The organism is Serratia sp. FS14 (assembly GCF_000695995.1).
GTDB lineage: Bacteria > Pseudomonadota > Gammaproteobacteria > Enterobacterales > Enterobacteriaceae > Serratia > Serratia nematodiphila.
Genome location: NZ_CP005927.1, coordinates 408,779 through 428,155, shown reverse-complemented (window position 1 = coordinate 428,155; position 19,377 = coordinate 408,779). Strand labels below are relative to the sequence as shown.

Sequence of the window (19,377 nt, the reverse complement as noted above, 5' to 3'; positions counted from 1 at the left end):
ACTAGGATGAACAAAGAGATTCTGGCTGTTGTTGAAGCAGTTTCCAATGAAAAATCCCTTCCGCGCGAGAAGATTTTCGAAGCGCTGGAAACTGCATTAGCCACCGCAACCAAGAAAAAATACGAGCAGGAAATCGACGTGCGCGTCAGCATTGACCGCAGAACCGGCGATTTCGATACCTTCCGCCGTTGGGTCGCCGTAGACGAAGTGACTCAGCCAACGCGTGAAATCACGCTGGAAGCCGCTCAGTTTGAAGATCCGAGCATCGAGCTCGGCGGCTACGTCGAAGATCAGATCGAATCCGTGACCTTCGACCGTATCACCACCCAAACCGCCAAGCAGGTTATCGTGCAGAAAGTGCGCGAGGCCGAGCGCGCGATGGTGGTTGACGCTTTCCGTGAACATGAAGGCGAGATCGTCACCGGCGTGGTGAAGAAAGTGAACCGTGACAGCATTGCGCTGGATCTGGGCAACAACGCCGAAGCGGTGATTGGCCGTGAAGACATGTTGCCGCGCGAAAACTTCCGTCCGGGCGACCGCATTCGCGGCGTACTGTACGCCGTGCGTCCTGAAGCCCGCGGCGCGCAGCTGTTCGTCAGCCGTTCCAGCCCGGAAATGCTGAAAGAACTGTTCCGCATCGAAGTGCCGGAAATCGGCGAAGAAGTGATTGAAATTAAAGCGGCAGCCCGCGATCCTGGCTCCCGTGCGAAAATTGCAGTGAAAACCAACGACAAGCGCATCGACCCGGTCGGCGCCTGCGTAGGTATGCGCGGTGCGCGCGTTCAGGCCGTGTCGAGCGAGCTCGGCGGCGAACGCATCGACATCATCCTGTGGGATGATAATCCAGCGCAATTCGTCATCAACGCCATGGCGCCGGCCGACGTCGCGTCGATCGTGGTAGATGAAGATAACTGCACCATGGATATCGCCGTTGAAGCCAGCAACCTGGCACAGGCGATCGGCCGTAACGGCCAAAACGTGCGTTTGGCTTCCCAGCTGCTGAAACAACACCGCGGCGACGATCGTTGGGAACTGAACGTGATGACGGCGGACGACCTGCAGGCCAAGCACCAGGCCGAGGCTCATGCCGCTATTGATACCTTCACCAAGTATCTTGATATCGACGAAGATTTCGCCACCGTACTGGTTGAAGAAGGCTTCTCCACGCTGGAAGAGCTGGCCTACGTGCCGATCAAAGAGCTGTTGGAAATCGACGGTCTGGATGAAGATACGGTTGAAGCATTGCGCGAACGCGCCAAAGCTGCATTGACCACGCTGGCCCTGGCACAAGAAGAAAGCCTGGGCGACAACAAACCGGCCGACGATTTGCTCAACCTGCCGGGTCTTGAGCGCAGCATGGCCTTTAAACTGGCCGCGCGTGGGGTTTGTACGCTGGAAGATCTTGCCGAGCAGGGTGTTGACGATCTGGCTGATATTGAAGGGCTTAGCGACGAGCAAGCCGGCGAGCTGATCATGGCTGCGCGCAATATCTGTTGGTTTGGCGACAACGCGTAATAACTGTAGCAGGAAGGAACAGCATGACGACAGATGTAACCGTAAAATCGCTGGCAGCAGAGATTCAGACTCCGGTTGATCGCCTGGTACAGCAGTTTGCTGATGCAGGGATCAACAAGTCCGAGTCGGACTCTGTTACCCAGCAAGAAAAAGAAACATTGCTGGCGCACCTGAACCGTGAACACGGCAGCGCGCCGGGTAAACTCACTTTGCAGCGCAAAACGCGCAGCACCTTGAATATCCCGAGCACCGGCGGTAAAAGTAAATCGGTGCAAATTGAGGTCCGCAAGAAACGCACTTATGTAAATCGCGATACGCAGGAAGCCCAGTTGGCTGAAGCGGCAGAGCAGGCACAGCGTGAAGCGGAAGAGCAGGCACGGCGCGAAGCGGAAGAGCTCGCAAAACGCGAAGCGGAAGCGAAGCGCGCAGCCGAAGAGCAAGCCAAACGTGAGGCCGCGGAGATTGCTAAGCGTAATTCAGCGGAAAAAGAAAAGTGACCAATCAACATACCGACGAAATGACCAAGCCAGCTCAGGCGGAAAAAGCACGCCGTGAAGCCGAAGCCGCTGAACTGAAACGCAAAGCGGAAGAGGAAGTGCGCCGCAAGGTTGAAGAGGAAGCCAAGCGCGTGGCGGAAGAAGCCCGTCGCATGGCCGAAGAGAACGGCGAGAAGTGGGCCCAGGCAGACGCGGCAAGCGCCGCGGTTGAAAGCGCCGACTATCACGTGACCACCTCTCAGCACGCCCGTGCCGCGGAAGATGAAAACGACGCCAAAGTTGAAGGCGATCGTCGCAGCCGCACCCGCGGCGGCAAAGCCACCAAGCAGAAGAAAGGCAACAAGCTGTCCGAATCCAAAGCGGATCGCGAAGAAGCGCGCGCCGTTACCCGTGGCGGTAAAGGCAAACGCAAGCCTAGCGCTCTGCAGCAGGGCTTCAACAAGCCGGCGCAGGTGGTTAACCGCGACGTGGTGATCGGTGAAACCATCACCGTGGCCGAGCTGGCCAACAAGATGGCGGTAAAAGGTTCTCAGGTCATCAAAGTGATGATGAAGCTGGGCGCCATGGCCACCATCAACCAGGTTATCGACCAGGAAACCGCGCAGCTGGTTGCCGAAGAGATGGGCCACAAAGTTATCCTGCGTCGTGAAAACGAGCTGGAAGAAGCGCTGATGAGCGACCGTGATACGGGTGCTGCGGCCGAGCCGCGCGCGCCGGTCGTGACCATCATGGGCCACGTTGACCACGGTAAAACCTCTCTGCTGGACTACATCCGCTCCACCAAAGTGGCGGCGGGCGAAGCCGGCGGCATTACCCAGCACATCGGTGCCTACCACGTAGAAACCGAGAACGGCATGATCACCTTCCTGGACACCCCGGGCCACGCCGCGTTTACCTCGATGCGTGCTCGCGGTGCTCAGGCGACTGACATCGTGGTTCTGGTGGTGGCGGCCGACGACGGCGTGATGCCACAAACCATCGAAGCTATCCAGCACGCGAAAGCGGCGCAGGTGCCATTGGTGGTTGCGGTGAACAAAATCGACAAACCGGAAGCCGATCCGGACCGCGTTAAGCAGGAACTGTCCCAGTACGGCGTGATGCCGGAAGAGTGGGGCGGCGAAGCGCAGTTCGTCCACGTGTCCGCGAAAGCCGGTACCGGTATCGACGAGCTGCTGCAGGCCATCCTGCTGCAGGCCGAAGTTCTGGAGCTGAAAGCGGTTCGCAGCGGCATGGCGAGCGGCGTAGTGATCGAGTCCTTCCTGGATAAAGGCCGTGGCCCGGTGGCTACCGTGCTGGTTCAGGAAGGTACGCTGAACAAGGGCGATATCGTCCTGTGCGGCTTCGAATACGGCCGCGTGCGTGCGATGCGTGACGAATTGGGCCGTGAAGTGACCTCCGCCGGTCCGTCCATCCCTGTGGAAATCCTGGGTCTGTCCAGCGTGCCTGCAGCGGGTGACGAAGCGACCGTGGTGCGTGACGAAAAGAAAGCGCGTGAAGTGGCGCTGTATCGTCAGGGCAAGTTCCGCGAAGTCAAACTGGCGCGTCAGCAGAAGTCCAAGCTGGAAAACATGTTCGCCAACATGACCGACGGCGAAGTGTCCGAGCTGAACATCGTACTGAAATCCGACGTACAGGGTTCTTGCGAAGCGATCAGCGACTCGCTGCTGAAACTCTCCACCGACGAAGTGAAGGTGAAGATTGTCGGCTCCGGCGTAGGTGGTATCACCGAAACCGACGCGACGCTGGCAGCGGCTTCCAACGCCATCATCCTGGGCTTCAACGTGCGTGCCGACGCTTCTGCGCGCCGCGTGATCGAAGCGGAAAGCCTGGATCTGCGTTACTACTCCGTGATCTATAACCTGATCGACGAAGTGAAGCAGGCGATGAGCGGCATGCTGGCGCCGGAATACAAGCAGCAGATCATCGGCCTGGCCGAAGTGCGCGACGTGTTCAAATCGCCTAAGTTCGGCGCTATCGCCGGCTGTATGGTTACCGAAGGGACCATCAAGCGTCACAACCCAATCCGCGTACTGCGCGACAACGTGGTTATCTATGAAGGCGAGCTGGAATCCCTGCGTCGCTTCAAAGATGACGTTAACGAAGTCCGTAACGGCATGGAATGTGGTATCGGCGTTAAGAACTATAACGACGTGCGCGTCGGCGACATGATCGAAGTGTTCGAAATCATTGAGATCCAACGCACCATCGCTTAACGATTGCACATCTGCTTATATCTGTTTACGGGGGGCCTTTGTGCCCCCCGATTTGTCTGGAGAATCCAAAATGGCAAAAGAATTCAGCCGCGGTCAACGCGTGGCGCAAGAGATGCAGAAAGAGATTGCGATCATTCTGCAGCGTGAAGTGAAAGATCCGCGCGTCGGCATGGCGACCGTTTCCGGCGTGGAAGTGTCCCGCGACCTGGCGTACGCCAAGGTTTACGTCACCTTCCTGAACGTGCTGACCGAGAACCACGATCCGGATCTGGTCACCAACGGCATCAAAGCGTTGCAGGACGCTTCCGGTTACATCCGCACTCTGCTGGGCAAAGCGATGCGTCTGCGCGTGGTGCCGGAGCTGACCTTCGCCTACGACAACTCCCTGGTGGAAGGCATGCGCATGTCCAACCTGGTGACCAACGTGGTGAAGAACGACGCCGAGCGCCGTTCCGCCTCAGGCGATGACAAGGAGGACTGATGAGTCGCCCTCGTCGCCGCGGCCGTGATATCCACGGCGTGCTGTTGCTGGACAAGCCGCAGGGTTTGTCGTCCAACGATGCGCTGCAAAAAGTAAAGCGCCTGTACAACGCCAACCGGGCGGGCCATACCGGCGCGCTCGATCCGTTGGCGACCGGCATGCTGCCTATCTGCCTGGGCGAAGCGACCAAGTTTTCGCAATATCTGCTCGATTCCGACAAGCGTTATCGGGTGATCGCCAAACTGGGGCAGCGTACCGATACCTCGGACGCCGACGGTCAGATCGTGCAGGAGCGCCCGGTGAACTTTACCCAGGCGCAGCTCGACGCGGCGCTGGACACCTTCCGCGGTGACATCCAGCAGGTGCCGTCGATGTATTCGGCGCTGAAATACCAGGGCAAGAAACTCTACGAGTATGCGCGCCAGGGGATTGAAGTGCCGCGCGAAGCGCGCAGCATCACGGTGTACGAGCTGCAGTTTATCCGCTGGGAAGGGGATGAGCTGGAGCTGGAGATCCACTGCTCGAAAGGTACCTACATCCGCACCATCACCGACGATCTCGGCGAGCTGCTGGGCTGCGGCGCGCACGTGATCTATCTGCGCCGCCTGCAGGTGGCGACTTACCCGATCGCGCGCATGGTGACGCTGGAACAGCTGAACGCCAAGCTGGCGCAGGCGCAGGAACAGGCGATCGCGCCCGGCGAGCTGCTCGATCCGCTGCTGATGCCGATGGACAGCCCGGTTGAGAACTATCCGGAAGTGAATTTGCTGCCGGTGGTGGCGGGCTACGTCAAGCAGGGGCAGCCGGTGCAGGTGGCCGGCGCGCCGGCTTCCGGCATGGTGCGTATCACCGAGGGTGAAGAGCGGAAATTCATCGGCGTTGGCGACATCGCCGAGGATGGTCGCGTGGCGCCGCGCCGCCTGGTGGTCGAACATTTCGACTGACGGCGGGGCACTGCGTCGCCTTGCGATCGCACTGCGCTAAGAGTAGAATGGCGCAGCTTATGCATTGGGTTGCTGAATTAGAGATCGGCGCCTGTTTTTATTATCTATAATCTGGAGTATTACAATGTCTCTAAGTGTTGAAGCTAAAGCTCAAATCGTAGCTGATTTCGGTCGTGGTACTAACGACAGCGGTTCTACCGAAGTTCAGGTTGCCCTGCTGACTGCGCAGATCAACCATCTGCAAGGCCACTTCTCCGAGCACAAAAAAGATCACCACAGCCGTCGTGGTCTGCTGCGTATGGTTTCTCAGCGTCGTAAGCTGCTGGACTACCTGAAGCGTAAAGATGTAGCACGTTACACCAGCCTGATCGAGCGTCTGGGTCTGCGTCGCTAATCTAGCAAGTTTCAGTGGAAAGGGGCCTATTTTGGCCCCTTTCTTCTAGGAAGCATAAGCAAATCAGGTTAATGTATTACTGATGTTTCCAAACAGGTTCTTCCGTTACAGAGGTTCGCGCGGCTAATGAGAGGCTTTATCTCCCGCCTGAGATAAGGATTGTCATTAGTCGCGAGGATGTAGTGAGAAGGCAAATCGAGTCACAGGCGTGTCGAGTCGTCAATGCGATTGCGCGCCGCTAATCAAGGATATAATTTTGCTGACACCGATCATTCGCAAATTCCAGTATGGCCAGCATACCGTCACCATCGAAACCGGTATGATGGCTCGTCAGGCCACTGCCGCCGTTATGGTGAGCATGGATGACACCGCCGTATTCGTTACCGTCGTTGGCCAGAAAAAAGCCAAGCCGGGCCAGAGCTTCTTCCCGCTGACCGTTAACTACCAAGAGCGTACCTACGCCGCCGGCCGCATCCCGGGCAGCTTCTTCCGTCGCGAAGGCCGTCCGAGCGAAGGCGAGACCCTGACTTCCCGTCTGATCGACCGCCCGATCCGCCCACTGTTCCCGGACAGCTTCCTGAACGAAGTTCAGGTGATCGCGACCGTGGTTTCCGTTAACCCGCAGGTGAACCCGGACATCGTTGCGATGATCGGTGCTTCCGCGGCCCTGAGCCTGTCCGGTATTCCGTTCAACGGCCCAATCGGCGCAGCGCGCGTAGGTTACATCAACGATCAGTATGTGCTGAACCCGACGACCGACGAGCTGAAAGAAAGCCGTCTGGATCTGGTGGTTGCCGGTACTGCCGGTGCGGTGCTGATGGTTGAATCCGAAGCGGACGTGCTGAGCGAAGATCAGATGCTGGGCGCCGTGGTGTTCGGCCACGACCAGCAGCAAGTGGTTATCGAAAATATCAACGCGCTGGTTGCCGAAGCGGGCAAACCGAAGTGGGATTGGCAGGCGCCTGCGGTCAACGAAGCGCTGCACGCGCGCGTGGCTGAACTGGCCGAAGCTCGCCTGGGCGACGCTTACCACATCACCGAAAAACAAGAGCGTTACGCTCAGGTTGACGCGATCAAAGACAGCGTGGTTGAAACCCTGCTGGCGCAGGACGAAACGCTGGACGCCGGTGAGATCCAGGACATCCTGGGCACCGTCGAGAAAAACGTGGTGCGCAGCCGCGTACTGCGTGGCGAGCCGCGTATCGACGGCCGTGAAAAAGACATGATCCGTGGCCTGGACGTGCGCACCGGCGTACTGCCGCGCACCCACGGTTCCGCGCTGTTCACCCGTGGCGAAACTCAGGCGCTGGTTACCGCGACCCTGGGCACCGCGCGCGACGCCCAGAACCTGGACGAGCTGATGGGCGAGAAGACCGACAGCTTCCTGTTCCACTACAACTTCCCTCCGTACTCCGTAGGCGAAACCGGCATGGTCGGTTCTCCTAAGCGTCGTGAAATCGGTCACGGTCGCCTGGCGAAACGCGGCGTATTGGCTATGATGCCTAAACCGGAAGATTTCCCGTACACGGTTCGCGTGGTGTCTGAAATCACCGAATCCAACGGTTCTTCTTCCATGGCTTCCGTGTGCGGCGCGTCTCTGGCGCTGATGGACGCCGGTGTGCCAATCAAGGCTGCCGTTGCGGGTATCGCGATGGGCCTGGTGAAAGAAGCCGACAACTACGTGGTTCTGTCCGACATTCTGGGTGACGAAGATCACCTGGGCGACATGGACTTCAAAGTGGCCGGTAGCCGCGACGGTATCACCGCGCTGCAGATGGACATCAAAATCGAAGGCATCACCCGCGAAATCATGCAGGTGGCTCTGAACCAGGCCAAGGGCGCGCGTCTGCACATCCTGGGCGTAATGGAACAGGCTATCAGCACTCCGCGAGGCGATATCTCCGAATTCGCACCGCGTATTCATACTATCCGCATCAACCCGGATAAAATCAAAGACGTGATCGGTAAGGGCGGTTCCGTTATCCGCGCGCTGACCGAAGAGACTGGCACTACCATCGAAATCGAAGATGATGGTACAGTTAAAATCGCTGCGACCGACGGTGAGAAAGCGAAATTCGCTATCCGTCGCATCGAAGAGATCACGGCAGAGATCGAAGTGGGCCGTATCTACCAGGGTAAAGTGACCCGTATCGTTGATTTCGGCGCATTCGTCGCTATCGGCGGTGGTAAAGAAGGTCTGGTGCACATTTCTCAGATCGCCGACAAGCGCGTTGAGAAAGTGACCGACTATCTGCAGATGGGTCAGGAAGTGCCGGTTAAGGTACTGGAAGTTGACCGTCAGGGCCGCGTGCGTCTGAGCATCAAAGAAGCGATGGCGCCGGAAGCGGGTTCACCTGCGCCTGAAGCAGAATAACTGTATAGATAGTTTTACAGCTCCCCGCCACGGGGTTGGGGGCTGTTCGTATCGCGCGGGTAGGATGCCCGCGTTTTAGCAAACGGAGGACAGGACGTTCATCCAATGTTTGTCTTCGGGAGTGGGAAATGAAGCCTTTCTTGCGCTGGTGTTACGTTGCGACAGCACTCATGCTGGCAGGATGCAGCAACCATGATTGGCGTAAAGACGAAGTTTTGGCAATCCCGTTGCAGCCTACGTTGCAGCAGGAAGTGATCCTGGCGCGCATGGAACAAATTCTTGCCAGCCGGGCACTGACGGATGACGAACGCGCACAGCTTTTATATGAGCGCGGTGTGCTGTATGATAGCCTCGGGTTACGTGCATTAGCGCGCAATGATTTCTCGCAGGCGCTGGCGATACGTCCCGACATGCCGGAAGTTTTCAACTACCTGGGCATTTACTTAACGCAGGCAGGCAATTTTGATGCTGCCTATGAAGCGTTTGATTCTGTACTAGAGCTTGATCCAACTTACAATTACGCGCGTTTAAACCGGGGCATCGCACTGTATTATGGCGGCCGCTTCCCGTTGGCGCAGGATGATCTGCAGGCGTTTTATCAAGACGACCCAAACGATCCCTTCCGTTCGTTATGGCTGTATCTGGTGGAGCGAGAAATCGATCCCAAGAAGGCCGAGGTAGCGCTTCAGCAGCGCTATGACAAAGCGGACAGAGGGCAATGGGGATGGAATATTGTCGAATTCTACCTGGGCAAGATCAGCGAAAAAACGCTGATGGAACGCCTCAAGGCAGATGCAACGGATAACACTTCGCTCGCTGAGCATCTCAGTGAAACTGACTTCTATTTGGGTAAACACTACCTGAGTCTGGGGGACAAGGACACCGCTTCGGCGCTGTTCAAACTGACGGTGTCTAACAACGTTCACAACTTCGTTGAGCACCGCTATGCATTGTTGGAATTGGCGCTTTTGGGCCAAGAGCAAGACGACCTATCGGAATCGGACCAGCAATAGCTGACGAACACCTATCAGCCTGATGGACATTGGTTTTTAACCAAAGTTATCGCCTTAACGGGCGAGGGCTTTTTTGTTCGTTTTATAATCTAATTTGAGCCGGTTCACACTTTTCAATGAAAATGACTGAAAATTTTCTCGACGAGTTATGTAGACTGGCTGCCATTATTAATGAGGCACGTGTACATGACGACTGAGTTTGAAACCTCTTTTGCCGATCTGGGGCTGTCTGCTCCAATCATTTCCGCCCTGAACGATCTGGGCTATGAAAAACCATCTCCGATCCAGGCTGAGTGTATTCCTCACCTGTTGAACGGCCGCGACGTGCTGGGCATGGCGCAGACCGGTAGTGGTAAAACTGCAGCGTTCTCGCTGCCGCTGCTGCACAACCTGCAGGCAGACCTGAAAGCACCTCAGATCCTGGTGCTGGCGCCGACCCGCGAACTGGCGGTTCAGGTTGCTGAAGCGATGACCGATTTCTCCAAACACATGAACGGCGTCAACGTGGTAGCCCTGTACGGCGGCCAGCGTTACGACGTACAGCTGCGCGCTCTGCGCCAGGGCCCGCAAATCGTTGTGGGCACCCCAGGCCGCCTGCTGGATCACCTGAAGCGCGGCACCCTGAACCTCTCTAACCTGAGCGGTCTGGTGCTGGATGAAGCCGACGAAATGCTGCGCATGGGCTTTATCGAAGACGTAGAAACCATCATGGCTGAGATCCCGGCTGAACATCAGACCGCGCTGTTCTCCGCCACCATGCCGGAAGCGATCCGTCGCATTACCCGCCGCTTCATGAAAGAGCCGCAGGAAGTGCGCATCCAATCCAGCGTCACCACCCGTCCGGACATCAGCCAGAGCTACTGGTCGGTCTACGGCATGCGTAAAAACGAAGCGCTGGTGCGTTTCCTGGAAGCCGAAGACTTTGACGCGGCGATCATCTTCGTCCGTACCAAGAACGCGACCCTGGAAGTGGCCGAAGCGCTGGAGCGCAGCGGTTACAGCAGCGCCGCGCTGAACGGCGACATGAACCAGGCGCTGCGTGAGCAGACTCTGGAGCGTCTGAAAGATGGTCGTCTGGATATCCTGATCGCGACCGACGTTGCGGCCCGTGGCCTGGACGTTGAGCGCATCAGCCTGGTTGTCAACTACGACATCCCGATGGACTCCGAGTCTTACGTTCACCGTATCGGCCGTACCGGTCGTGCGGGCCGCGCCGGCCGCGCGCTGCTGTTCGTGGAAAACCGCGAACGCCGCCTGCTGCGCAACATCGAACGCACCATGAAGCTGACCATCCCGGAAGTGGAGCTGCCGAACGCAGAACTGCTGGGCGAGCGTCGTCTGGCCAAGTTCGCCGCGAAAGTTCAGCAGCAGCTGGAAAGCAGCGATCTGGACCTGTACCGCGCACTGCTGACCAAACTGCAGCCGGAAGAAGAGCTGGATATGGAAACCCTGGCCGCCGCGCTGCTGAAAATGGCTCAGGGCGAACGTCCGCTGATCCTGCCGCCGGATCCGGTCTTCAAGCCGCGTCAGCGCCGCGAGTTCAACGACCGTGACGATCGTCGTGGCGACCGTCGTGACAGCCGTGACGGCGATCGTCCGCGTCGCGAACGTCGTGACGTTGGCGAAATGCAGCTGTACCGCATCGAAGTGGGTCGTGACGATGGCGTAGAAGTGCGTCACATCGTTGGCGCTATCGCTAACGAAGGCGACATCAGCAGCCGTTACATCGGCAACATCAAGCTGTTCGCTTCCCACTCCACCATCGAGCTGCCAAAAGGCATGCCGGGCGAGATCCTGAATCACTTCACTCGCACCCGCATCCTGAACAAGCCGATGAACATGCAGCTGCTGGGCGATGCACAGCCGTTCGAACGTCGCGAGCGTCGTGACGGTGGCAACGGTGGCGAGCGTCGCGGCAACGGTCGTCCGTTCAACGGCGAACGTCGCGAAGGCGGCCCACGTCGCTCCTTCGGCGAACGTCGTGAAGGCGGCAACGGCGGCGAGCGTCGTGGCGGTAACTACAACCGTGACGGCAAGCCGGCGCCACGCCGTGATGACGGCGCACCGGCGGCACCACGTCGTCGTTTCGGCGACGCGTAATCGCTGATTCGCCGTTCGCGGTGAAGCGCTCTGAAAAACCAGCCTGCGGGCTGGTTTTTTTATGCCTGAAAGTTGCCGTCAAACGCCCCTGAATGGCGTATCATTCATAAGGTTTTTTCTTACGAATGATATGCACGGGAGATGCCATGAGTTGGCAGCAGTTTAAATCTCAATACCTGGTGCGCTTTTGGGCGCCGCTGCCGGCGGTGATCGCCGCCGGGATCCTTTCTACCTACTACTTCGGCATGACCGGCACCTTCTGGGCGGTGACCGGCGAATTCACCCGCTGGGGCGGCCATGTGCTGCAGTGGTTCGGCCTGCACCCCGAGCAGTGGGGCTATTTCAAGGTCATCGGCCTGCAGGGCACGCCGCTGGAGCGCATCGACGGGCGCATGATCATCGGCATGTTCGCCGGCTGCATCGCCGCCGCGCTGTGGGCCAACAACATCAAACTGCGTCAACCGCAGCACCGCATTCGCATCGTGCAGGCGCTGCTGGGGGGCATCATCGCCGGCTTCGGCGCACGCCTGGCGATGGGCTGCAACCTGGCGGCGTTCTTCACCGGCATTCCGCAGTTCTCGTTGCACGCCTGGTTCTTCGCGCTGGCGACCGCCGCCGGCTCCTACTTCGGCGCCAAATTCACGCTGCTGCCGATGTTCCGCATTCCGGTCAAATTGCAAAAGGTGAAGGCCGCCGCGCCGCTGACGCAGAAGCCTGAGCAGGCGCGCCGCCGCTTCCGGTTGGGCATGGCGATCTTCGGCCTGGCGGTGGCCTGGTCGCTGTGGACGCTGTTCGATGCGCCGAAGCTCGGCATCGCCATGCTGTTCGGCATCGGCTTTGGCCTGCTGATCGAGCGCGCGCAGATCTGCTTCACTTCGGCGTTCCGCGATCTGTGGATCACCGGCCGCACCCACATGGCGAAAGCCATCATCATCGGCATGGCGGTGAGCGCCATCGGCATCTTCAGCTATGTGCAGCTCGGCGTGGCGCCGAAGATCATGTGGGCCGGCCCGAATGCGGTGCTGGGCGGTTTGCTGTTTGGCTTCGGCATCGTGCTGGCCGGCGGCTGCGAGACCGGTTGGATGTACCGCGCCGTGGAAGGGCAGGTGCACTACTGGTGGGTGGGGCTGGGCAATATCATCGGCGCTACGCTGCTGGCCTATTACTGGGACGACCTGGCGCCGGCGCTGGCGACCGACTACGACAAGATCAACCTGCTCGACACCTTCGGCCCGATCGGCGGCCTGCTGGTGACTTACCTGCTGCTTGCGCTGGCCTTCGCCGCCATGCTGTGGTGGGAGAAACGCTTTTTCCGCGCCCGGCCTGAGGCGCAGGTGGTGAATTTGAGGAGCATGCCATGAAAGAGACGACGATAGTGCCTGACTACCGGCTGGACATGCTGGGTGAGCCTTGCCCGTACCCGGCGGTGGCGACGCTGGAGGCGATGCCGCAGCTGAAGCCGGGGGAGATCCTGGAGGTGATCAGTGATTGCCCGCAGTCGATCAACAACATCCCGCTCGATGCGCGCAACCACGGCTACAAGGTGCTGGATATCCAGCAGGACGGGCCGACCATCCGCTATCTGATCCAGCGTTAATGCCGAGGCGGTGGGGTTCCCACCGCCTTTTCGCTTTTTAGCCCTTCACGATGTCGCCCTTCACGCCGGCGACGATCTCGAACGAACGCAGCCGCGCCTGATGATCGAAGATCTGGCCGTTGACCATGATCTCGTCGGCATCGGTTTCACGCAGCAGCGTTTGCAGCCCGTGACGCACCGTTTTTTCATCGCCGACGATCGACATCCGCAGCGCCTGTTCGACGCCGTATTGCTCACCGGCGGTCCACAGCGCGTGGATGTTATCCACCGGCGGCGGCAGCGGGCCGGGCGAACCGCGGCGCAGATTGATGAACTGCTGCTGCATCGAGCTGAACAGGAAGCGCGCGTCGCGGTCGCTGTCGGCGGCGATCACGTTGACGCACACCATGGCGTGCGGCTGCGCCAGCTGTTTGGAGGGTTTGAAGTTCTCGCGGTACAGCTGCAGCGCCTGAAACAGCATATCCGGAGCGAAGTGCGAAGCGAAGGCGAACGGCAGGCCGAGCTGCGCCGCCAGCTGCGCGCTGTAGAGGCTGGAGCCGAGCAGCCAGAGCGGCACATGCAGCCCCTGGCCCGGCACCGCCTGCACCGGCTGGCCGGGCTGCGCGTCGCAGAAGTAGTTTTGCAGTTCCTGCACGTCGCGCGGGAAGGTATCCACATCGCCGGACAGGTGGCGGCGCAGCGCCATCATGGTGCGCTGATCGGTGCCGGGCGCGCGGCCCAGCCCCAGATCGATGCGGCCGGGGTAGAGCGATTCCAGCGTGCCGAACTGCTCAGCGATCACCAGCGGCGCATGGTTCGGCAGCATTACGCCGCCGGAGCCGAGGCGAATGCTCTGGGTGCCGGCGGCCAGATAGCCCAGCAGCACCGAGGTGGCGGCGCTGCCGATGCCGGTCATATTGTGGTGCTCGGCCAGCCAGTAGCGCTGGTAGCCCCAGCGTTCGGCGTGTTGCGCCAGATCCAGCGAACAGTGGAAAGCGTCGCGCGCCTTGGCCCCTTGCGGGATTGGCGATAAATCCAGTACCGAAAGCGGTACGGCAGTGTGTTCAGTCATGACATCGTCCATCAGAGAGTGGATCGCTTAAAGGGCGATTGCAGGAATCTGCATACTAAAAGGCCGAAAAAAGATGCTTTTTAGTGTTAAAAGCATAATCCAATTTATAGTTATAAAAGAGGAGATATGTGCTTGTGATATCCTCATGAGTGCAATGGTGTTTTTTGGAGCAATTTGAAACATGGAAATGATGATCCCCGCCCGCCGCTTACCGTTCCGGGAGCCGATATAATGAAAAAAAAGACGCTGTTTACCCTGTTGCTGATGTTGGCGGCGATCGCATTGGCGATCCTGTTCCGCGCGCACAATCAGGATCTGTTACTGCAGGGTGAAGTGGATGCCCCCGAAGTGATCGTTGCATCCAAGGCGAAAGGCCGGGTCGTTGAACGCCTGATTGAACGCGGCGACGACGTGAAAAGCGGCCAGCTGATCATCCAACTCGACAGCCCCGAACTGATGGCGCAGCTGCGTTCCGCGCAGGCGACGCGCGACGAGGCCAAAGCGCAGCTCGAGCTGTCGCTGCACGGCACCCGTGAAGAGAGCATCCGCAACCTGCGCGCCAACCTGGCGCAGGCCGAGGCGCAGTACCGCAATGCGCAAAACGACTACAACCGTAACCTGAGCGTGGCCGGCAAGGGCTATATCTCGAAGTCCGAGCTGGACGCTTCGCGCCGGTCGCGCGACACCGCCTTCCAGCAGGTGCAGGCCGCCAAGGCCAACCTGGATGAAGGCATCAACGGCGACCGCGTCGAGCAGCGGCAGCAATATGCGGCGGCGCTGCGGGCGGCGGAAGAGAACCTGCTGCAGATCCAGGCGCAGAGCGACGATCTGCAGGTGAAAGCGCCGGTGGACGGCGAAGTGGGGCCGATCCCGGCCGAAGTGGGCGAATTGCTGAACGCCGGCAGCCCGCTGGTGACGTTGATCCGGGTGCCGGACGCTTACTTCGTGTTTAACCTGCGTGAAGACATCCTGGCCCACGTGCGCAAAGGCGACAAGGTCAAGCTGCGGGTGCCGGCGCTGAAGGACAAAATGATCGACACCGAGGTGCGTTACATCGCGCCGCTGGGGGACTACGCCACCAAACGCGCCACCCGCGCCACCGGCGACTTCGACCTGAAAACCTTCGAAGTGCGCCTGTATCCGTCACAGCCGGTGGACGGCCTGCGTCCGGGGATGAGCACCTTATGGCAATGGAAAGAGTAAGGGCCGGCTGGCGCTGCTTCAGTCACGCGTTCGACAAAGAGTGTCGCGTCGCCTTTCGCAGCCCGGTGGTGCACTGGCTGAGCTGGATCTTTCCGCTGATCCTGTTTGCGCTGATCAGCAGCAACTTCTCCGAAGGCACGCTGCTCGATCTGCCGGTCTCGGTGGTGGACAGCGATCACAGCCCGCTGTCCAAATCGCTGACGCGCCGGCTGGACGCCGGGTCGCACGCCCACGTCGAGGCATACGGCGGCGGGCTGCCGGAGTCGCTGAGCCGCCTGCGCAGCGCGCAGGATTACGCGTTGCTGTATATCCCGCCGGACTTTGAGGCCAATGCGCTGTCGGGCAAACAGCCGAGCGTGGTGATGTACTACAATGCGCTGTTTTACGGCGCCGGGCTGTACTCCACCCAGGACTTCGGCGGCCTGATGAACGAAATCAACGCCAGCACCCGCAGCATCATCGCCACCGAGATGGGCAAAACGTTGCCGCCGTTGGCGGACGTGACGCTCTCCTACGGCAGCCTGTTCAACGCCAGCGGCAGCTATATCTATTACCAGCAGTTCGCCGCCACCATCCACCTGCTGCAGCTGTTCGCGGTGACCTGCATGATCTATGTGCTGGCGCGCAGCAAGTCGCTGCTGCAGGCCAAGCCGTTCAGCCTGGCGCTGCTCGGCAAGCTGGCGCCATACACGCTGTGTTTCACCACCCTGCTGATGGTGGAGATCGCGGCGCTGGTGGGCATCTTTGACGCCCGCGTCAGCGGCAACCCGCTGTTTATGCTGATGATCGGCCTGTTCTATGTGATGGCGGCGCAGAGCATCGGCCTGCTGCTGTACACCTTTACCGGCAGCACCATCACCGCCTACAGCCTGATCGGTATTTTGGTCAGTATCGCGATGACCTTCTCCGGCATGGCGGTGCCTGAGCTGTCGATGCCGCTGCCGGCGCGCATCATTTCCAACATCGAACCGCTGACCCACGCGCTGTACGCGATGTTTGACGTGTTCCTGCGGCAGGTGCACGCCAGTGCCATCTTCAGCGTGTGCGCGCTGCTGGCGGTCTATCCGCTGGTGGCCGCGCTGCTGGTGCGCAATCGCCTGCCGGCGCGGCTGGCAAAAGAGGGGAACGCCGGATGAAGCTCTATTGGCAAACCTTCGTTAAAGTGTTGCTCGGCATGCTGGAGCGGCCGGTGTGGCTGATGCTGATCCTGTCGCTGTGCATCATGAGCCTGGTGTACGCCAACCGCACGGTGTGGGATCTGCCGGTGGGGGTGATAGATCAGGATCACAGCACCGCCAGTCGGCAGCTGATCCGCCAACTGGACGCTACCTCCAAGATCGCGATTGAAACCTACGACAGCCTGGAACAGGCACAGCGCGATCTCAGCTGGCGCAAGCTGTTTGCGGTGATCATCATGCCGGTGGATCTGGAGAAGAAAATTCTCAGCGGGCAGAACATCGTGGTGCCGATGTACGGCGACGCCACCAACCGCCTGGCCAACGGCCAGATCCAGCAGGACGTGGTGGCGGCCTATCAGCAGCTGCTGACGCAATACAACAACGGGCTGCTGCTGCGCAGCGGCTTCAGCGAACGGCAGGCGCAGATACTGCTGACGCCGATACTGGGGCAAACGCTGGACGTGTTCAACCCCGGCATCAGCTTTGCTGCGATCATCTTCCCCGGCCTGCTGGTGATGCTGTTGCAGCACTCGCTGCTGATCGCCTGTATCCGCGTCAATATCGCCATGAAGAGCATGCCCGGCGGCAAGGCGCCGCTGGCGGCGCACCTCGGCGGGCTGACGGCGCTGCTGCCGATCTGGCTGTTCCTGTCGATCGTGCTGTTCGTGCTGTGGCCGTGGGTATTGGGCTATAGGCAGACGGCGAACATCGCCGAACTGCTGCTGCTGACCTTCCCGTTCCTGCTGGCGGTATTGGGGCTGGGCAAGCTGGTGACAGAATGTCTGCGCAGCGTCGAGATGATCTACCTGACGCTGGCGTTCATCACCACGCCGATCTTCTACCTGTCCGGCACCATCTGGCCGCTGCAGTCGATGCCGGCCTGGGTGCGCGCCATCTCGTACAGCATTCCCTCCACCTGGGGCACCAAGGCGATCGCCGGCGTCAACCAGATGGGGCTGTCGCTGAATGAGGTGTGGGGCGACGTCGCCATGATGCTGGTGCTCGGCGTGGTCTATACCCTGCTGGGCTTCGGCGTCGGCTTCTTGCGCAACAGCGTGGCGCTGCGCGGGATGTTCAGGAGGCGGCGGGCGTAGGGGATAAATAAAGGCGCCATTTTCGGCGCCTTTATTATTTCGTATTATTGATATGTTTAAGGTGATTTATTTAGCGGGACGTCTACTCTTATTTTTAATTTGATTTGTTATGTTGATTTTGGTAGTTGTAATTATCGACCTGCTTAGGGAATTAATGGTTGGCGTTGACTTTATCTATAACATGTTATTTAAAGGATGGAATAACATGTCAACAATAAGATCGCTTGATTTTGATGAGATGAAATTGATTGGCGGTTGTGGCGATGGAAATAACGGCGGCGATCGTGACAGGCCAAGCAGAGGTGCGTCAAACTCTTGTGCCAATCAGGTTGGAATGGGCATTATCATTGGCGCATTTACCGGTTTTTCCGGCGACCCGCCAGGGATGATAGATATGACCGTTGCCGGTGGCTTAATGGGGGCGGTCTCTTGCGCAGATAACAGCCCTGCCGGGAATAATAAGAATAACGGTGGTGCCTTGGGTGGGAATAAAAACGCCAATAGCGCTAATGGGCAATGTCGCTGGTGATGAGTAAATCGCTTTTAGAGTGTCAAAAATAGAGGGTGGGTTATGGTTAACAGACGTCTTTTAAACCCGCTGTGTAATATGATTGCGCTAACGTTGAGTATGTTACTTGTCTCGCTCTCCTCACTGAGTATTATTTCATACGGAGAACATTTGGTAGATGCGGCCATCGCGGTTTTCACTTATTTTGGTATCAGAAGCTGCTGCCTGATGTGTGTAAGTTTATTCCATTGGTTCCACGGTGGAGATGAGCGCATTAATCTTGATAAATAAACAGTGCCGGCAGCGCCCGCTGCCGGCACTGTCCTCGTTAAGACACCAACTCCAGCCCCGCCACCCGGCGCCAGTAGCCGTTGCAGTCGGCGCGCTCAGTCAAGGCCAGCGGCTGCTCGCCGTGCTCATTGGCGCGGAAGGCGTCGATCTGCGCCAGCGTCTCGGCGCCCTGCGGCGACAGCCGCACGATGTCCACCAGCCCCTGCATGCTCGGCAGCTCGTTGCCGAGGTTGTAGCAGTAACCGCTCATGGTCTGGATGCCGTTGAGCACGAACACCTGCTGTTGTTCCTGAGAGCGCATCATGCGGCCCTGCGGATACTTGATGCAGCAGGTTTCGCACTCGTCCTTGCCGCGGTTCTCCGAGCGGGCGGTGAAGCAGCGCGCCGAATAGGCCAGCGGCAGGTGGCCGTAGCTCAACACCTCCACTTCGAAGTCGTGGCGGAAGCCCAGCTCGTCGCACTGCGTCAGCAGATTGGCCAGCCAGTCGCGCGACAGTTCGACCGGCATGCACCAACGCACCATGCCCTGGCGGCGCAGCAGGCGCAGGGTATAGGCGTTGTAGCAGTTCAGCGCATGGCCGGCGACGAACGGCAAACCGCGTTCCGCCGCCATGTTCACCGCGCCCAGATCGTTGGCTTCCAGCAGGAACTCGCCGTTCTCCACATAGCGTTTCAGCTCATTCAGCTCGGACGGCGCCTGCAGCAGCGCCAGCGTGGAGATCACCACCTGTTTGCCGCTGTGGGCGATCTCGCGCGCCAGAGCCAGCCAATCGCCAACCTTCATCTCGCGCCGTTTGGTGCAGACGCTCTCGCCGAGGTAAATGATGTCGGCGCTGCTCTCTACCGCCTGTTGATAGAACGCCGCGATGTCGGTTTTCGGCCAGTAGTAGAGTACCGGCCCCAGTGCGTATTTCATGTTTCCTC

General features: G+C 59.2%; 15 protein-coding genes and 1 pseudogene. 14 read left to right on the top strand and 2 right to left on the bottom strand.

Going from position 1 to position 19,377, the window contains the following annotated elements; genetic code table 11:
• Positions 1 to 6: 6 nt before the first annotated feature.
• The 10 genes and pseudogenes from nusA to yedF all read left to right on the top strand — a co-directional run bounded on the left by nusA (position 7) and on the right by yedF (position 13,128).
• Complete coding sequence (nusA, locus tag L085_RS01930) at positions 7 to 1,515, top strand: transcription termination factor NusA (protein WP_004933514.1); 1,509 nt, start codon at positions 7 to 9, stop codon at positions 1,513 to 1,515.
• Positions 1,516 to 1,538: 23 nt separating this feature from the next.
• A pseudogene (infB, locus tag L085_RS01925) lies at positions 1,539 to 4,225 on the top strand (translation initiation factor IF-2).
• A 70-nt stretch (positions 4,226 to 4,295) separates the two neighbouring features.
• Positions 4,296 to 4,706 carry a 30S ribosome-binding factor RbfA gene (gene rbfA / locus L085_RS01920; RefSeq protein WP_004933508.1) on the top strand — a complete coding sequence of 137 codons (411 nt, stop codon included), beginning with the start codon at positions 4,296 to 4,298 and terminating at the stop codon, positions 4,704 to 4,706.
• Positions 4,706 to 5,650 (top strand): tRNA pseudouridine(55) synthase TruB, encoded by a 945-nt coding sequence (gene truB, locus L085_RS01915; RefSeq protein ID WP_044029872.1) that lies wholly within the window; start codon positions 4,706 to 4,708, stop codon positions 5,648 to 5,650. The genes rbfA and truB overlap by 1 nt, the downstream gene beginning before the upstream one ends.
• Positions 5,651 to 5,774: 124 nt before the next feature.
• Positions 5,775 to 6,044, top strand: coding sequence for a 30S ribosomal protein S15 (rpsO, locus tag L085_RS01910; protein WP_004933502.1), 270 nt, complete (start codon positions 5,775 to 5,777; stop codon positions 6,042 to 6,044).
• 256 nt (positions 6,045 to 6,300) lie between these two features.
• Positions 6,301 to 8,418, top strand: coding sequence for a polyribonucleotide nucleotidyltransferase (pnp, locus tag L085_RS01905; protein WP_016929321.1), 2,118 nt, complete (start codon positions 6,301 to 6,303; stop codon positions 8,416 to 8,418).
• 128 nt (positions 8,419 to 8,546) lie between these two features.
• On the top strand, positions 8,547 to 9,431 hold the full coding sequence (gene nlpI, locus L085_RS01900; RefSeq protein ID WP_004933495.1) for a lipoprotein NlpI: 885 nt from the start codon (positions 8,547 to 8,549) through the stop codon (positions 9,429 to 9,431).
• A 186-nt stretch (positions 9,432 to 9,617) separates the two neighbouring features.
• Entirely contained in the window at positions 9,618 to 11,531 is a 1,914-nt protein-coding gene (locus L085_RS01895) for a DEAD/DEAH family ATP-dependent RNA helicase (protein WP_033638901.1), read from the top strand.
• Between the two features lie 146 nt (positions 11,532 to 11,677).
• Positions 11,678 to 12,892, top strand: coding sequence for a selenium metabolism membrane protein YedE/FdhT (gene yedE / locus L085_RS01890; RefSeq protein WP_004933488.1), 1,215 nt, complete (start codon positions 11,678 to 11,680; stop codon positions 12,890 to 12,892).
• Complete coding sequence (gene yedF / locus L085_RS01885) at positions 12,889 to 13,128, top strand: sulfurtransferase-like selenium metabolism protein YedF (protein WP_004933486.1); 240 nt, start codon at positions 12,889 to 12,891, stop codon at positions 13,126 to 13,128. The genes yedE and yedF overlap by 4 nt, the downstream gene beginning before the upstream one ends.
• A gap of 37 nt (positions 13,129 to 13,165) precedes the next feature.
• Here yedF and L085_RS01880 read toward each other — a convergent pair whose 3' ends face one another.
• Positions 13,166 to 14,179 carry an LLM class flavin-dependent oxidoreductase gene (locus L085_RS01880; protein WP_033633542.1) on the bottom strand — a complete coding sequence of 338 codons (1,014 nt, stop codon included), beginning with the start codon at positions 14,177 to 14,179 and terminating at the stop codon, positions 13,166 to 13,168.
• A gap of 231 nt (positions 14,180 to 14,410) precedes the next feature.
• Here L085_RS01880 and L085_RS01875 point away from each other — a divergent pair, with 231 nt between their 5' ends.
• The 4 genes from L085_RS01875 to L085_RS01860 all read left to right on the top strand — a co-directional run bounded on the left by L085_RS01875 (position 14,411) and on the right by L085_RS01860 (position 18,183).
• Entirely contained in the window at positions 14,411 to 15,382 is a 972-nt protein-coding gene (locus L085_RS01875) for an efflux RND transporter periplasmic adaptor subunit (protein WP_033638900.1), read from the top strand.
• The gene (locus L085_RS01870) at positions 15,364 to 16,518 is read left to right on the top strand and encodes an ABC transporter permease (RefSeq protein ID WP_044029869.1); all 1,155 of its coding nucleotides are present in this window, start codon (positions 15,364 to 15,366) and stop codon (positions 16,516 to 16,518) included. Before L085_RS01875 ends, L085_RS01870 begins: the two co-directional genes overlap by 19 nt.
• Positions 16,515 to 17,654 (top strand): ABC transporter permease, encoded by a 1,140-nt coding sequence (locus tag L085_RS01865; RefSeq protein ID WP_044029868.1) that lies wholly within the window; start codon positions 16,515 to 16,517, stop codon positions 17,652 to 17,654. The genes L085_RS01870 and L085_RS01865 overlap by 4 nt, the downstream gene beginning before the upstream one ends.
• A 109-nt stretch (positions 17,655 to 17,763) precedes the next feature.
• Positions 17,764 to 18,183, top strand: a complete 420-nt coding sequence (locus L085_RS01860) for a hypothetical protein (RefSeq protein WP_044029867.1) — start codon at positions 17,764 to 17,766, stop codon at positions 18,181 to 18,183.
• Positions 18,184 to 18,490: 307 nt separating this feature from the next.
• On the opposite strand, the gene L085_RS01855 is transcribed toward L085_RS01860, so the two are convergent.
• On the bottom strand, positions 18,491 to 19,369 hold the full coding sequence (locus L085_RS01855; protein WP_044029866.1) for a U32 family peptidase: 879 nt from the start codon (positions 19,367 to 19,369) through the stop codon (positions 18,491 to 18,493).
• Positions 19,370 to 19,377 lie beyond the last annotated feature (8 nt).

What these genes read in the sequence shown, in the direction of transcription:
- rbfA (WP_004933508.1), top strand. Translation starts at nt 4,296, where the DNA reads ATGGCAAAAGAATTCAGCCGCGGTCAACGCGTGGCGCAAGAGATGCAG.
- nusA (WP_004933514.1), top strand. Translation starts at nt 7, where the DNA reads ATGAACAAAGAGATTCTGGCTGTTGTTGAAGCAGTTTCCAATGAAAAA.
- yedE (WP_004933488.1), top strand. Translation starts at nt 11,678, where the DNA reads ATGAGTTGGCAGCAGTTTAAATCTCAATACCTGGTGCGCTTTTGGGCG.
- L085_RS01880 (WP_033633542.1), bottom strand. Translation starts at nt 14,179, where the DNA reads ATGACTGAACACACTGCCGTACCGCTTTCGGTACTGGATTTATCGCCA.
- L085_RS01875 (WP_033638900.1), top strand. Translation starts at nt 14,411, where the DNA reads ATGAAAAAAAAGACGCTGTTTACCCTGTTGCTGATGTTGGCGGCGATC.
- rpsO (WP_004933502.1), top strand. Translation starts at nt 5,775, where the DNA reads ATGTCTCTAAGTGTTGAAGCTAAAGCTCAAATCGTAGCTGATTTCGGT.
- nlpI (WP_004933495.1), top strand. Translation starts at nt 8,547, where the DNA reads ATGAAGCCTTTCTTGCGCTGGTGTTACGTTGCGACAGCACTCATGCTG.
- L085_RS01865 (WP_044029868.1), top strand. Translation starts at nt 16,515, where the DNA reads ATGAAGCTCTATTGGCAAACCTTCGTTAAAGTGTTGCTCGGCATGCTG.
- L085_RS01855 (WP_044029866.1), bottom strand. Translation starts at nt 19,369, where the DNA reads ATGAAATACGCACTGGGGCCGGTACTCTACTACTGGCCGAAAACCGAC.
- L085_RS01895 (WP_033638901.1), top strand. Translation starts at nt 9,618, where the DNA reads ATGACGACTGAGTTTGAAACCTCTTTTGCCGATCTGGGGCTGTCTGCT.
- L085_RS01870 (WP_044029869.1), top strand. Translation starts at nt 15,364, where the DNA reads ATGGCAATGGAAAGAGTAAGGGCCGGCTGGCGCTGCTTCAGTCACGCG.
- truB (WP_044029872.1), top strand. Translation starts at nt 4,706, where the DNA reads ATGAGTCGCCCTCGTCGCCGCGGCCGTGATATCCACGGCGTGCTGTTG.
- yedF (WP_004933486.1), top strand. Translation starts at nt 12,889, where the DNA reads ATGAAAGAGACGACGATAGTGCCTGACTACCGGCTGGACATGCTGGGT.
- L085_RS01860 (WP_044029867.1), top strand. Translation starts at nt 17,764, where the DNA reads ATGTTGATTTTGGTAGTTGTAATTATCGACCTGCTTAGGGAATTAATG.